At 54.7% G+C, this 15,236-nt stretch carries 11 protein-coding genes; 6 read left to right on the top strand and 5 right to left on the bottom strand.

Annotation, left to right across the window (positions count from 1 at the left end; genetic code table 11):
* Window positions 1-213: 213 nt before the first annotated feature.
* From ACXADJ_RS06380 to ACXADJ_RS06365, 4 genes are all read left to right on the top strand, one after another.
* Window positions 214-1,128 (top strand): methylenetetrahydrofolate reductase, encoded by a 915-nt coding sequence (locus ACXADJ_RS06380; RefSeq protein WP_475064164.1) that lies wholly within the window; start codon window positions 214-216, stop codon window positions 1,126-1,128.
* A 95-nt stretch (window positions 1,129-1,223) separates the two neighbouring features.
* Window positions 1,224-2,795 (top strand): Wadjet anti-phage system protein JetA family protein, encoded by a 1,572-nt coding sequence (locus ACXADJ_RS06375; RefSeq protein ID WP_475064163.1) that lies wholly within the window; start codon window positions 1,224-1,226, stop codon window positions 2,793-2,795.
* Between the two features lie 2 nt (window positions 2,796-2,797).
* A complete protein-coding gene (locus tag ACXADJ_RS06370) occupies window positions 2,798-3,625 on the top strand; it encodes a DUF4194 domain-containing protein (protein ID WP_475064162.1) in 828 nt (275 codons plus the stop codon).
* Window positions 3,626-3,628: 3 nt separating this feature from the next.
* Window positions 3,629-7,297 carry an ATP-binding protein gene (locus ACXADJ_RS06365; RefSeq protein WP_475064161.1) on the top strand — a complete coding sequence of 1,223 codons (3,669 nt, stop codon included), beginning with the start codon at window positions 3,629-3,631 and terminating at the stop codon, window positions 7,295-7,297.
* A gap of 395 nt (window positions 7,298-7,692) precedes the next feature.
* On the opposite strand, the gene ACXADJ_RS06360 is transcribed toward ACXADJ_RS06365, so the two are convergent.
* A complete protein-coding gene (locus ACXADJ_RS06360; protein ID WP_475064160.1) occupies window positions 7,693-7,899 on the bottom strand; it encodes a hypothetical protein in 207 nt (68 codons plus the stop codon).
* Window positions 7,900-8,082: 183 nt separating this feature from the next.
* On the opposite strand from ACXADJ_RS06360, the gene ACXADJ_RS06355 reads away from it, so the two are divergent.
* Window positions 8,083-8,466, top strand: a complete 384-nt coding sequence (locus ACXADJ_RS06355; protein WP_475064159.1) for a rhodanese-like domain-containing protein — start codon at window positions 8,083-8,085, stop codon at window positions 8,464-8,466.
* Window positions 8,467-8,571: 105 nt separating this feature from the next.
* Here ACXADJ_RS06355 and dusA read toward each other — a convergent pair whose 3' ends face one another.
* Genes dusA through ACXADJ_RS06335 form a run of 4 tightly spaced genes read right to left on the bottom strand, consistent with a single transcriptional unit; the run spans window position 8,572 to window position 12,603 of the window.
* Window positions 8,572-9,555, bottom strand: coding sequence for a tRNA dihydrouridine(20/20a) synthase DusA (gene dusA, locus ACXADJ_RS06350; RefSeq protein ID WP_475064158.1), 984 nt, complete (start codon window positions 9,553-9,555; stop codon window positions 8,572-8,574).
* 3 nt (window positions 9,556-9,558) lie between these two features.
* Entirely contained in the window at window positions 9,559-10,182 is a 624-nt protein-coding gene (hflD, locus tag ACXADJ_RS06345) for a high frequency lysogenization protein HflD (RefSeq protein WP_028292806.1), read from the bottom strand.
* Complete coding sequence (gene mnmA, locus ACXADJ_RS06340) at window positions 10,175-11,293, bottom strand: tRNA 2-thiouridine(34) synthase MnmA (protein ID WP_475064157.1); 1,119 nt, start codon at window positions 11,291-11,293, stop codon at window positions 10,175-10,177. The genes hflD and mnmA overlap by 8 nt, the downstream gene beginning before the upstream one ends.
* Window positions 11,294-11,295: 2 nt before the next feature.
* A complete protein-coding gene (locus tag ACXADJ_RS06335; RefSeq protein WP_475064156.1) occupies window positions 11,296-12,603 on the bottom strand; it encodes a pseudouridine synthase in 1,308 nt (435 codons plus the stop codon).
* Window positions 12,604-12,847: 244 nt separating this feature from the next.
* On the opposite strand from ACXADJ_RS06335, the gene ACXADJ_RS06330 reads away from it, so the two are divergent.
* Window positions 12,848-15,076 carry an NADP-dependent isocitrate dehydrogenase gene (locus ACXADJ_RS06330; protein ID WP_475064155.1) on the top strand — a complete coding sequence of 743 codons (2,229 nt, stop codon included), beginning with the start codon at window positions 12,848-12,850 and terminating at the stop codon, window positions 15,074-15,076.
* The last annotated feature ends 160 nt before the right edge of the window (window positions 15,077-15,236 follow it).

The following is a 15,236-nucleotide window of genomic DNA, read 5'->3' as shown; positions in this document are numbered from 1 at the left end:
AAGCACATACACTCAAAGGGCTCTTCGGAGCCCTTTTTTGTGCCTGTTGCACACGGCCGTGGGCGGCATCTGAACGAAAAACCAGCGCCGGTCATGTAAAACCGTCTTCGGTTTCGCAGAGCAGGGAATACTGGGGTAGACTTGCCGCCATAAATAGATTGGGTGCTTAGGGTCCCTAAGAACACTCACTGGATAATACAGACAAGGTCCAACATGCTCGCCGAAAAAATTCGTAATCGCGAAAGCGGAATCATTCTTTACGGTATCGTTCCCCCAAAGAAGGAAACTGCGCCGGAGCGCGTCGAAGAAATTGCCAAGCTGCAGATGGAGCGTATTTCCAATCTGCCAATTGACGGTTTGATCCTGTATGACATTCAGGATGAAGCCAGCCGCACCTCTGAAAAGCGTCCGTTTCCTTTTATGGAAACCCTCGACTGCTTTGATTACAGCCGCAATCAGCTGAAAGCTCTGGATATGCCCAAGATCATTTATCGGGCTGCGGGCAAGTACAGCAAAGAAGCACTAACCGGCTTTATGCAAGAAGCGTCCGACACCATGAATATGACGGTATTCGTTGGTGCCTCGTCAAAAGAACAGCCTGTGACCATGTCCATGCGCGAAGCCTATGCGCTGAAGCAACAAGTGCGTCCGGAGCTGCTGCTGGGTGGTGTCACCATCCCAGAGCGCCATCGCGCCAAAGGCGATGAGCACACCCGTGTGTTGGAGAAAGTTCAGCAAGGCTGTTCGTTCTTCGTGTCGCAGGGTGTCTACGACCTGCAAGCGTCAAAGGATTTCCTGTCGGATTACTACTACCACTGTCAGGAAACCAACACGCCGATGGTGCCAGTCATTTTCACGCTGACGCCATGTGGCTCAATCCAGACGCTGAACTTTATGAAGTGGTTGGGTATCAGTATTCCTCGCTGGCTTGAAAACGAGCTGGTTCACGCTCATGACATCCTCGAAGAGTCTGTGAACTACTCCGAGTACAACTGGAACGAATTAAAAGCCTTTGCCGACAAACTCGGCATCCCGGTTGGCTGCAACATCGAAAGCGTTGCGGTTCGCAAAGTGGAAGTGGAAGCCTCCATTGAATTGTTAAACCGCATTGCCGCCAAAACAGCCTGACAAGATCACAAGTCTTGAAGTCAGATACGCGCCAGCAACGAAGCCGAGTTATACTCGGCTTTTTGTTTTGAACTCTTGAAACCGGATTTCACTGAATGTTTTTTCAGCAGGAACGTGAACACTTCTTCAGGCCGCTCACTGGCAAGTACCGCGAGCACATTGTTGAGTGTCTGAAAGAGCTGTATCAACGGCTGTACAGCTCGGCCAATGCCGATTATGGCCATGCGCTGGTGCGCGACCAATTGATCGAAATCTTTCAGGAAGCCCTGGTGCGTGGGCCTCAATTCGCCACAGATGACGAAGGGGCTGCCGAGCCCTCTGGCTCTTCGGGCGCCACTGCCGAAGACGATACACCGCTGCGATTCCGCAGCAGCCGCGATCAGGCGGTCTGGATTCTCAACCAGCTGTTGGAACACGGCTGGCTGGAAAAACAGGTTGATCAGGCAACGCTGCACAGCACCTTTTCATTCACACGCTTTGGTCGTGAATTCACCGAACCGTTCGTGAGCGACCACCGCATTACTGCACGCACTCGTCATCGCAACACCCGTAATACCCGCAATGCGCTGGAAAGCTTCTGCGAGCGTGGCGATGTCTACGATCTGCTGGATGCATTCGAATACTCTGAACGCATCATCAGCGACTTTACCGATGTCATTGCTGAACTGGATGAGCGCAAGCGCGACCTGGTGCGCGAAATGGAAGATCAGCTTCTGGTTCAACATGCCAGTGAAGCCTTTTTCGATTTCATGGAAAACCGCTTCCAGCCCGACCTGTCGGTGCGGTTATCTGCTGATAACGTCGAGCGCCACCGCGACCGAATTGAAGCCTTGATTCGTGATATCCGTCGCAAGGACACGACATTCAAGGCAGCAACCGAAAAACGCCTGCGTGAGCTTATGCCGGAACAGGCAGTGGCAGGGCAATCGTTGCTCTGGTGGTTGCTGGACGGCATTGAGCAACGTATGCGCAATGCCGCTGAAATCATGCTGCCAGCGCTTAGGAAGTCGCTGCAAAGCTTCACCAAACGGGCGGATATCATCATTCGCCAAATGAGTTATCTGGCGTCCCAACGGCACAATGACGTTCTCTCAGTATGTAAGAAACTGGCAGAAGCACCCGCCGAACGGCAGGATGCACTGCTGAGCAAAGCCGGAGAACTGATGGCCGTGCCCGAGTTTGGCTATGTTGACCCGTCACACGTGCGTATGGCCCCCCCAAGGGCGCGCCAGAACGTAGCAACCGTTCTGCCGGGCGAGAAAGGCGAGGTTGACCTGGGCGCTCGCAAAAACACCTATATTCAGCAAGTGCTGGATCAGGCATTTTTGGTGAATCAGCAGGCGCTGCGTGGATACATTGGCAAGCAACTCAGTGCCGGCAAAAAAATATCCACCCGCGAGCTGCACATCGAGTCAGCCAGTGATTTGCTGGCGGTAGCCCATGCCATTGGCTTGGGGGCGGCGGACAGCTCGGTGGCCAACACCAGCTCAGACTTCCGCTTTGTCGTGCAGCCGGATGACCAGACAGTCGCGCCTTCGAGCGTTGGTGAAAATACCGCTAACCGCTATTTTGAACACAAAGACCATTTCACCTTCGAGCTGGTTGCCAAACACCCCAACACAGAAACGGCTGATGCAGCCGCTCCGGCGACTGAAGACACGGACTGAATATGCTTTCACTGATTGAAAAACAATTGGAGCAGGCCGGCCTGAGCCTGCGGGAATTCTCTGAACTGCTGATGCGTTTGCTGGATTACGGCGTAATTTGCCGTGACGAAAGCCAGATTGAACAGCAGCTGTACGACCGCTACTTGCGCCTTGAAGACCTGGCGCATGACTACCTGCAATTGATCGGTTTGCGAGTGCTGCACGATCGTCGCTTCCAGTTTTTACGCGTGGTGCCGCCCGGTGCCGTGGTGCCGGGCATGGAAGAAGAGGCCGGTTTTGAACAAAGCCAGGCCTTCCGTCTGCGTCTGAACCAGAACGAAGTGGCGCTGACTCTGGTGCTGCGCGCCCAATACGACAAAGCCCTGCGTGAAGGCGCAGTGGATGAGCATGGCTGCGTCATGGTGTCGCTTGAAACCCTCGGCATTGCCATGCAAAACCTGCTCAAGCGTCAGCTACCAGACCAGCTGACAGAGCGTAAAACCCTGTTCCGACGTTTGCGTCAGCTGCGTTTAATCCATCTCAGCAGCGACGACCAGCTTGGCGATGGAGACACCTGGCTGCGTGTTCGCCCCATGATCATGAGCTATGTCTCGGACGACGTGTTGTCGACCCTGCTAGGTGATGACAGTCCGGCTGCCGACGGCTCTGAATCTGATGACTCTGAGGCCGATCAGCAGGATTCCGTACAACCGGAATCAGAGCCCGACGAAACAGATCCGACACCGACACAAGCGACCGCCGGGCCGTCCCTGTTTGGCGATCTGGATGATTTGACTGCAACCGACACAGAGTCAGAAGCCAGCAACAGCGTCACGGAAGAAGGCAAGTAAACCATGTTCCTGAAGAAATTTGTTTACGTGAACTGGGGCAATATCCCAGCCACCGAATTTGAATTTGGCCCGATCAATCTGCTGTCTGGCGGCAACGGCTCAGGTAAAACCACCGCGGCCGACGCTATTCAAACCATCATGACGGCCGCTCACGACACGCTGTTTAACTACAACCCGGGTCAAGACGAAGCGACCCAGCGTGGACGCGGCAAAAACGTGCGAACCCTCGCCAGCTATGTGCTGGGTTGTGACGACGGCAGCTACGCCCGCCCGGAAGGCGCGGTGGGTTATTTGGCAGCCGTATTTCACCCGACCCAGAACGAACCCGGCGAGCCATTCACAGCCGTCATTGGCGTATCGGCCTCACTCGACAAGGCCGGTGCCCAGCCAGTCGCCCGTCAGCACGACATTCAGTTTTATATCGTTGCTGGCGAACAGCTGACGCTGTCGGACTTTTTGCAAGATGACGTCGAAGGCAACCGCCTCGTTGTGCCACTGAACAAACTCAAGGGCTGGCTTAACAATCGCCTGGGCTCACGTCATGGCGATCAGTCGGCCGCGCCCCTCAACGTTGAGCAGTACGACACCAAGAAACAGTACCTGCGACGGTTGTACGGCGCACTGCGTGGACGCTTCGACGCTGTGAGTGAGCGCGAGGCGCTGAATGCCGCCAAAACCTTCTCCCGCTTCATGGCCTACAAGCCAGTAAAAAGCATCAACGGCTTTGTCGCCAATGAAATTCTGGAAGCCCGCGATCTTGGTGACGCCATTCGGTCGGTGTCGGACCTGATGAAAACCATTCATGCGATGGAATCGGAATCCCGCACATTGGCAGACACCATTGAACGTCTGAATCGCGCCAAAGGCGCATCCGGTCGTTACATTGACCAATGGCTGGATCATCAGATTCTGGGCTACACCGCCGCCCGCTGCCGTTTTCTGGAAGACCAGAAAGCCTACCTCAAGGCCAAGGAAATCCAGCAGGGTCTGCGCAGCCAACTGAAAGACGCCGAGCAAGAGCGCGAAGCCGCTCAATTGCGCCGCTCCAGCCTGCGCGAACAGCTGATTGGCATGGAAGCCAAACGTCTGGGCATCAGTGCCTTACAGAACAAGGACAGCGCTGAAAAATCGATCGAAGAGGCCAAACAGCAGCTGCAACGCCAAGCGCTGCCATTGCTGGAACAAGACCAAATGCTGCAAGCCTCGCTGCGCGCCAGCGAGCTGATTTTCAACGGCATGCAACGCACCAGCCTGGCGCTGGAAGTACCGTCGCTGTCCAGCAAGGGATTGGTTGATCAGGCCCGTAACTTGCTGGCACTGAAAGATCAGGACAGCATCGATCTGCGCAAGCTGCTGGGTAAGGACTGGATTGACCTGTCGCCACTGGAGCAGCAACTGGATCAGGCCCGCGAACAGCAAACCCTGATGAACAACTGGCGCACGCGTTTTCACGACAGTGAACTGGAAAGCAGCGGTAGTTCCATTCGCGATCAGCTTGCCCGTGTTGTTGACCGCCGTGACCAGAAGCTACAGCAGCTGCGTGGCCGTCTGAATCAGAAGCAGGGGGATGTCGATACACTGGAAAGTCAGCAGTTGAGCTACCCGGGGTTTGTGCGTCAGGCGCTGGATGTGATCCAGCGCGAATGCCCGCAAGCCGAGCCGCGAGTGCTGGCGGATTATGTGTCGGTCACAGACACCGCCTGGCAAAGCGCCATTGAAGGGTATATTGGCGGCGCCCGCTTCAGCATCATTGTTGAACCCGAGTACGAAGCCGAAGCAGCCCGTATTGTTCGTGGCATGTCTGGCGGTAGCCGGGCGCGGGTTATTCAAGGCCGTAAGGCCCGTCAGGATGCCGACCGGATGAAGGTGTCCAGCAACTCCATTCTTAGCCTGATGGAATTCGAACACGCCACCGCTCGGGCGTATTTGCAGGCCAGTTATGGCAACGTCGAGCTGGTGCCGGATGTCGACACTCTGAAAACCACCCGCCGGGGCGTGTGCAAGGAGGGACTGGGGTCGGGTGCTTATTCCATGTACCGCTGCGATCTCGATGACAGCGATCTGGTGTTCGGTGCCGCAGCCCGAGAACGCGCCCTGATTGCCAAGCAAAACGAAATCCAGACATTGGCAGCTCAGTGCAACGAAGCCATGGCCAGCCTGAAAGAGGCCAGCCAGCTGCTGGATGCGATTAACCTGCTGCGCCAGGTCGATTTTGCAGATCAGATCCGCGCCATGCTGGACACCCATTACCGTCTGCAGCAAGCCGAGAAGTCCCTCGACAGCGTCGATGTTGCCGATTTCTCCGGAGTAGAGCAGGAATTCGAGCTACTGAAGCAAAAAGCAGATGAGCAAGATGCCCGCATCCGCGAACTCGATGGCCTGCTGGGTAGTTTGCAGCAGCGTCTGAAAGACAGCGAGCATAAGTGCAAGGCACTCAGCGACCGTCAGGAAGTGACGTCCGATGCTGCTGATCTGGCGGAAGAATCCTTGCGCCATGTTGCCAGCCTCTGGCCAGACCTGGCGCTGGAACAAACACTTGAAGCTGCCGACAAACAAGCCGCGGAAGCGTCAGCCGATGCCCTCGACAAGCAGGCTCAACAGCTGATTCAGGAGCTGAATGGCAGCGCCTACGAAGTAGAACGCCACATTGCTGAGCACAACCAGAACTGTCAGACCGTCGATGCCATCGTTTACAGCCCGGATTATCGCCTCGAGCACAACGAGGCCTTTTTCAAATCCCTGACCGGTCTTAACCGTGAAATCGAACGCGTTCATAACCGTCTGAAAAACAACATTCTGGTGGAAAAACAGGGCCAACTGGAGCAACTCCGAGAAAGCTTCAACAACGCGTTTGTGACCAACCTTTGTCATTCCATTTACCAGTCGATCAACGACGGTAAGCGGGTACTGGAAGAGCTCAACAAGGAACTGGCACACCATCGTTTTGGTGCAGATCAGGAATGTTACTGGTTTGACTGGGAGTGGGTGCCGGAATACAAGGAATACTGGCAGTTCTTCGAAGAAATCATCAAAAACCCGACGCTCGGTGAAGGCGCGACCTTGTTTGATGCGGATCTGCCCAAAGCCGCACTGCGGGTGCGCGACCAACTGATCAGCATGTTGCTGGACGACGATGAGCAAAAAGCCATGCGCGAGCTGGAACGTATTTCCGACTACCGTAACTACCGCAGCTACGAGATTTACAAACAACCGGCCAACAAGGACCCGATTGCCCTGAGTCAGTATGGCACTGGCTCCGGCGGTCAGTTGGAAACACCGGCGTATATTATTCGCTCGGCAGCCATCACATCGGCTTTCCGCTTCAACGAAGGCGACACTCACCTGCGCATGGTGCTGGTCGACGAAGCTTTCTCGAAAATGGACGAAGCACGCTCCAAAGAGGTGATTAACTACCTGACCGAAAGCCTCGGCTTACAACTTCTGTTCATTATGCCGACCAGTAAATCCGGTCCGTTTATGGACATGATCTCCAATCAGTTTGTGTTCAGCAAGATCCCACTATTGGCAGGCCAGGCGTCAGGGGAATTGCAAACCCGGGTGTTGGTGGATCGCCAGAAGTGCAATCAGGAACGGATTCGTGAGCTATGGGCCAACCATCGCAAAACCATACGCCATCAGGCTGGTTTGGATTTTATGGCTGAGTTTGGCTAAGGACCCTCTGAATAACTCTGCACAACTCTGCGCGAGTCAGGAAGGTCGTAAGAACAAGGCGGCGAATGCAGCGGAATGACCAGTCCTTTCCAAATTCGCCAACACCGTTCTGGCGGCTTGCAGGCCGCGCCCTACGGGGATGGCAGGGCATTGCTGACTCTGTGTCGCTGATTTTTGACTTGACCTGTCAGGCCTGCAAATCAGCTTCGTGACTCAGCTGCGCCCTGTCATCCAGAGCAGGCACCGAGTTTTTCAGAGGGTCCCTAAAGGACTTGGGGGCTGTTTAATAGAGAAGAGATGAAAGCAAGCCAGCTTGAAGCGGTGGGTGCCGCTTCGGGCAGGCTTATGGCGGTCAGTCCAATTATACCAGAACGCCTCAAGCGTTGGCCTGGATGTCAGACGTTACGTTGAATCGGTTGATTGGCCGGGTTTGCCGCTGGAGTTGCTGATGTTTGTTCCGTAGCAGCAGGCTGCGTCGGAGTGTTTACAGCTTCCTTGATGCTCTTGTCGTGGCTTTCCTTGCTTTGAGCAAAGCGAGGGGCAGCCATGGCCGGGGTACGCGCTGCACGTGCAGCCATAGGACGATAAGTTGGGCGTGACATCGTTCCTCCTGTTACTGTCTGGGAATGGATTTCAGTCGCGGCGGCATCCTAACATAACTATCGTTTATGCGTTCGCGTGTTTTCAGTGTACGCAGCGTATGGAATGGTGAAATCCGCTATGTGGCCTCATCTATTGGTACTTTGTACCGACAAGTTGTTTTCAGAAAAACGAAAGGTGTTGTCATGGCTTTGATCAAAAAGGTGATGCAATTGAAAGATATGAGCCAGAAAGCTCGCGTCGTGGGTGCAGTGTGTGTGATGTGGGCGGGGCTGGTCGCAGCCACTGCTCATGCAGAGCAAGTGGTGATTGACGTTCGTACGCCAGCGGAATTCGCCGCAGGGCATGTGGAGGGCGCGGTTAATATCCCGTTCGATACCATTCTGAAGGGAGTTGATCAGCACGACATCCAGAAAGACGACGATCTGGTGCTGTATTGTCGCTCAGGTCGCCGGGCGGGGATTGCTCTCGACAACCTGAAAACAGCAGGCTTCGAGAAAGTGATTAACGTCGAGACGGTCAATGGAGCGCAAATGTACTTGCACAATCAGTCGGCGGTTAAATTCTAATCAAGCGATTGCCTGAAAAGTCAGGATATGAAAAAGGCCGCAATTGCGGCCTTTTTCGCAAGGGCAGGAAGCACTGCCTTATTTGCCCTATGCTCTATCGGCAAATCAGTAACCCATATGGGCCAGAGCCTGATCAAACACCTCAGGACCGGCGTCCTTGCGGTGGGCGTTTTCGCTCAGATGGCGGCGGTACAATCTTGCGCCTTTCTGACTTTGAAACAACCCCAGGGTATGGCGGCTGATGTGGTGGAGCAGGGCGCCTTTGCTGCGCTGAGCTTCCACATAAGGGTACAGGGCGCGAATGGCGGCCGCCTTGCGCTCACTGCTCAGCTCGCCTGAATCAGCGCTGGCACCGTAGTACAGCGAATCGACATCCAGCAACACTTCCGGGGAGTGATAGGCTTCCCGGCCCAGCATCACACCGTCCACGTGTTTCAGGTGCTCGGCAGATTCCTCATGGGTCTTGATGCCACCATTGATCAGGATCTCCAGATCCGGAAACTCCTGTTTCAGCTGATACACCAGTTCATAGCGCAGTGGCGGTATGTCGCGGTTTTCTGCCGGAGACAGCCCCTGCAAAATCGCCTTGCGAGCATGAACAATAAAAGTCTTGCAGCCGGTTTCAGCCACAGTGGCGACAAAATCGCGCATGTGCTCGTAGCTGTCGATGTCATCAATGCCGATACGATGCTTGATGGTGACGTCAATGTCGCAGGCATCCTGCATCGCTTTGATGCAGTCGGCGACCAGTACAGGATGGGCCATCAGGCAGGCGCCAATCATGTTGTTCTGAACCCGGTCGCTTGGGCAGCCGACGTTCAAATTGACTTCGTCGTAGCCCCAGTCCTGGGCAAAACGAGCGCATTGCGCCAATTCATCCGGATTGCTGCCACCCAATTGCAACGCCACTGGATGCTCTTCATCGTTGTATTCCAGAAACCGCTCGCGGTTGCCGTGAATCAGCGCACCGGTGGTGACCATTTCGGTATACAGCACGGCGTTTTTGGTCAGTTGGCGCCAGAAGTACCGGCAATGCCTGTCACTCCACGCCATCATTGGGGCTGTCGTAAAGGTTCTGTCGAGCGCCATTGTTCAGTCTTTCTCCAACAGCGTGCCCAGCGCATTCAAATAGTGCTTACGACCCAGTAGCAACTGCCAACGGCGACCGCCGACCTGACGCCACAGAATGGCGGCGCGAATACCAGCCAGCAGCAGGGCGCGTACCTTGTTGGCGGTAGCGTCATTTTGCAGGTAGGTTGGGTTGCCGGTCACATGAATGCGGTAGCTCAGGTTGCTGAGCGTGTTCTTGTACAGATCGGCGAGGGCAGCGATGGTGTTTTCGTGAGTGGTTGAAAACGCTTCTGCCTGACGGCCGCATTGTTCAATGCCGTTGCCCAATTCACGCATCATGCCGCGATTGCGGCGCAGTTTGCTTTCCAAATGCAGGATGGCCACGGTGTAACGGGTCACGTCCGGGTTAATGGCGTTGCCCTTGCCGGATGCCAAGGTGTGCAGCGTATTCATGCCCAGATGCAAATTGCGCTTTGGGTTACCGTAAATATCAGCAAACGAATCCGGATTTTGAATAAACAGGCTCTCCAACAGCGGGTCGGTATCGACGGCTGGGGCATCCCCGGTGCTGGCCAGTTTTTCTACCAGTGTGGCGGCCTGTACAACGGCTGCAATGGCTACTGCGCGTTCTTCGCGGTTAGTCATTATTATTTCCTGTAGCTTCAATGACGCCGCCACCCAGGCACACGTCGTCAAGATAGAATACAACGGATTGGCCCGGCGTTACGGCGCGCTGAGGCTGGTCAAAAACAACCTTGTAGCCGACGCTGCCGTCGGCCTGATCGGCGCGTTCAATTACGCATTCCTGATCATCCTGGCGGTAGCGGACCTTGGCCTTGCAGCGCAGTGGCAGACCTTCTGGCTCACCGTTAACCCAGAAAATTTCACCAGTGGTGAGCCAGTCCTTGAACAGCAGTGTGTGATTCTTGCCTTGTACGGCGATCAGCACGTTGCGGTCCAGGTCTTTGCCAGCCACAAACCACGGATCTTCCGAGTAATTCGACAGGCCGCCAATGCCCAATCCCTGACGCTGACCCAGGGTGTGGTACATCAATCCCTGGTGTTCGCCAATGTCATCGCCGGTTTCGGTTTCAATGCGACCTGGCTGGGCAGGCAGGTATTGTTTGAGGAAGTCGCGGAAACGCCGCTCCCCAATAAAGCAAATACCGGTGGAGTCTTTCTTCTTGGCGGTTACCAGGCCTTGCTCTTCCGCAATACGGCGCACTTCCGGTTTTTCCAATTCGCCAACCGGGAACAGGGTCTGAGCGATTTCTGTGCCAGCAACGGCGTGCAGGAAGTAGCTCTGATCCTTGTTGGCATCTAGGCCTTTCAGTAATCGGGTAACGCCGCCTTCCGAGTCGCCACGGCGCACATAGTGGCCGGTAGCGATCAGGTCGGCACCGAGCACCTTGGCGTATTCAAGGAAGGCTTTGAATTTGATTTCGCGGTTACACAGGATATCCGGGTTCGGCGTGCGACCGGCCTTGTACTCTTCCAGAAAGTATTCGAACACGTTGTCCCAGTACTCTGCGGCAAAGTTGGCCTGGTGCAGCGTGATGCCCAATTTGTTGCAAACTTCCTGGGCGTCCGCCAGGTCTTCCTTGGCGGTGCAATATTCGGTTCCATCATCTTCGTCCCAGTTCTTCATGAACAGGCCTTCTACCTGATAGCCCTGTTGCATCAACAGGTAAGCAGAGACGGACGAGTCCACACCGCCGGACATACCGACGATGACTTTGATGTTTTCGTTAGACATGTTTAAGGGTGCTCAACAATCACGTCCAGAGGGAAGAGTTTACCTGCCAGAAAATCTTCCACGCAGGTTAAAACCATCTGGCTTCGGAGGTTGGGGCAATCACGCAGTTCTTCAATGGTCATCCAGCGCGGCCCTATAATGCCATCGTCAAGGCGGGCATCAGGAATAGCGGCAATCGGCGTTGCGGACACGCAATAGCGGTGATAGGTGACGCCATTCGCTGGAGCGGTGTAGGTGTACAGGCCGACCAATTGCTCCGGTTTTACGTTCCAGCCGGTTTCTTCGATGCTTTCTCGTACCACGGCATCGAGGATGGCTTCGTCCTTTTCGATATGACCAGCAGGCTGATTAATGACTCGTTGGCCGTCACTGATTTCCTCAACCATCAGGAATTTGTTGTCTTGATACACAACAGCGGCGACGGTCGCATGAGGGGTCCAACGTTCAGTCATGATTGCTCCAGATTTATTTGAGGCCGAATTATATGCAAACAGGCCCGTGGCGACAAAGGGCCGAGCCGCTGATGTTCGGCCAGTAGCAGGATAGTTCGTTTCATCGCTGCGGCGATTTATTGCGGGCCGGGCCCGAGCGTCGACTGTTTCGCCCTGGGGGCTGCCATTATGGCTGCGACCGGAGCCGTTTTTGACGTTACCGCTGCCGGCTTTGCGCTCAGAGCTTTTATCGGCGCGCTTATTCGGGCGGCCAGCGGTACCACTTCGACGACTGGTCTTGTTGGCGTTATTGGCCTGAGTGTCCTTGCGCGCTGGCATGTGAACTTGCAGGGCGGTGTATTCGCCCGGCGCCAGATCTTCCAGCTTCCAGCTGCCAATCGCCATGCGAACCAGCCGCAGGGTAGGGTGTCCAATGTGCGCGGTCATGCGTCGAACCTGACGGTTGCGGCCTTCACTGATTTTGATTTCCAGCCAACTGGTGACGTCATTGGCTCGCTGGCGAATCGGTGGGTTTCGTTGCCAAAGGGCGGGCTCTTCAATAATGGTGGCTTTGGAAGGTCGTGTTGGGCCATCTTTCAAGACAACGCCGTTACGTAGCTGATCCAGTGCTTCACTGGAGGGTACGCCTTCGACCTGAACCCAGTAGGTTTTTTCCATCTTGTGTTTGGGGTTGGCGATCTGTGCTTGCAGTTGACCATCGTCTGTCAGCAACAGCAGACCTTCAGAGTCATAGTCGAGCCGACCGGCCGGATAGACACCAGACTGATTAACAAAGGTCGCAAGCGTGTCTCGTCCATTGGTATCAGTAAACTGCGACAGCACATTGAATGGCTTATTGAGCAGAATTAATTGGGCCATGCCTTTCCTGTGATGTAAGAAAACTACTAAACCGATGGTCTAGCTTGCATTTTTTGTAGAAAAACTACAAATTATGCGCCGATTTTGAGGCTGGAGTTCGACCGTATAGGGCAGGATTCCAACAAGCACATCCAACCCTTGTGCTTGTATTTCACGTTTCTGGCTTCCTACCAAAGCACAATCACCAAAAGTGACGGTGTTGGCAGCCGAGCGATATAGCAATAACAGCTCAACAGGAGTAAGAATGTCTAATAATACCCCAACCATTATCTACACCGAGACCGATGAGGCGCCAGCGCTGGCAACCTACTCATTGCTGCCAATCGTGCGTGCATTTGCAGCCCAGTCTGGTGTGGGTGTTGAAGTCCGTGACATCTCTTTGGCCGCTCGTATCGTGTCCCAGTTCCCGGAGTACCTGTCTGAAGAACAGCGCATCTCTGACGATCTGGCCTACCTGGGCGATCTGGCCAAAACTCCTGAAGCCAACATCATCAAGTTGCCGAACATCAGTGCTTCCGTTCCTCAGCTGGTCGCTGCTGTGAAGGAACTGCAAGCCAAAGGCTACGCACTGCCAGACTACCCGGCTAACCCGTCCACCGATGAAGAAAAAGACATTCAGACTCGTTACGACCGCGTTAAAGGCTCCGCTGTAAACCCGGTTCTGCGTGAGGGCAACTCTGACCGTCGTGCTCCTGAATCTGTAAAAGCCTACGCCCGCGCTAACCCACACTCCATGGGTGAATGGTCTTCCGAATCCAAGTCCCGCGTGGCGCACATGGAAGACGGCGACTTCTTCAGCTCCGAGCAGTCTGTAACCGTTGCCGATGCCAAAAACGTTCGCATTGAGCTGGTTGAAGGCGATGACGTTAAGGTTCTGAAAGAACTGTCTCTGCTGCCAGGTGAAGTGATCGACTCTGCTCGTATGTCCGTTGCCAAGCTGCGTGAGTTCTACGGCAAGTCCATCGAAGAAGCCAAAGCCGAAGGCGTACTGCTGTCTCTGCACCTGAAAGCCACCATGATGAAGGTTTCCGACCCAATCATGTTCGGCCACGCGGTTTCCGTGTTCTTCAAGGATGTTTTCGAGAAGCACGCCGACAAGTTTGAAAAGCTGGGCGTTAACACCAAAAACGGTTTTGGTGATGTACTGGCCAAGATCGCCGACCTGCCAGAAGCCGAGCGCGCTGAAGTAGAAGCCGACATCGAAGCTGAATACGCAGCTCGTCCAGACCTGGCCATGGTTAACTCCGACAAGGGCATCACCAACCTGCACGTTCCAAACGACGTGATCGTTGATGCGTCCATGCCTGCCATGATCCGTTCTTCCGGTCAGATGTGGAACAAGGACAACGCCCTGCAAGACTCTCTGGCAATGATTCCAGACCGTTGCTATGCCGGCGTTTACCAGACCACCATCGACTTCTGTAAGAAAAACGGTGCATTCGATCCACGCACCATGGGTACCGTGCCAAACGTTGGTCTGATGGCTCAGAAAGCCGAAGAATACGGTTCTCACGACAAGACTTTCGAAGTACCAGCCAACGGTACCATGCGTGTTGTTGACGCCGACGGCACCGTTCTGATGTCTCACGACGTAGAAGCTGGTGACATCTGGCGTATGTGTCAGGTGAAAGATGCGCCAATCAAGGATTGGGTGAAGCTGGCAGTTAACCGTGCTCGCGCGACTGGCTGGCCAACCATCTTCTGGCTGAACCCGGAACGTGCTCACGATTCCGAGCTGATCAAGAAAGTTAACGCCTACCTGCCAGAGTTCGACACTACCGGTCTGGACATCCGCATCATGGCACCGGAAGAAGCGACCCAGTTCTCTCTGGAGCGCATGAAGAAAGGTGAAAACACCATTTCTGTTACCGGTAACGTACTGCGTGACTACCTGACTGACCTGTTCCCGATTCTGGAACTGGGTACGTCCGCCAAAATGCTGTCCATCGTTCCTCTGATGAACGGCGGCGGCCTGTTTGAAACTGGCGCTGGCGGTTCTGCTCCTAAACACGTTGAGCAGCTGCTGAGCGAAAACTACCTGCGTTGGGACTCTCTGGGTGAGTTCATGGCACTGGCTGCTTCTCTGGAGCACCTGTCTGAGTCTGCCGACAACGCCAAGGCGGCCGTTCTGGGCAAAACCCTGGATCAGGCCACTGCCAAGTTCCTGGTAGAGAACAAGTCTCCAACCCGTCGTGTTGGTGGCATTGATAACCGTGGTTCTCATTTCTACCTGGCACTGTACTGGGCAGAAGCCCTGGCTACTCAGTCCGATGACGCTGAGCTGAAAGCAACGTTTGAAGGCGTGTTCAAAACCATGTCTGAAAGCGAAGCCAAAATCGTTGAAGAGCTGCTGGCCGTTCAGGGCCAATCCACCGATGTGGGTGGCTACTACAAGATCGACGCTGCTCTGGCCACCCAGGTAATGCGTCCAAGCGCTACCCTGAACGCCATCGTTGACGGCCTGGCTTCCTGAGCCTCGTTTCTCAACTGAAACAAGATCGTCCTTGATGAAAAGACCGCTTCGGCGGTCTTTTTTTCGTTTTGGAATACCGTTATTTCAGCGCCCACTCCGACGTGCCGATTTCCGCAAGGAGGGAGTAAATCAAGGCCACATTGAAGTGGAGGGTTTGAGA

The sequence above is a fragment of the Oceanobacter sp. ABM4_470 genome (genome assembly GCF_056158645.1).
This window is presented reverse-complemented; position numbering and strand designations above follow the sequence as displayed.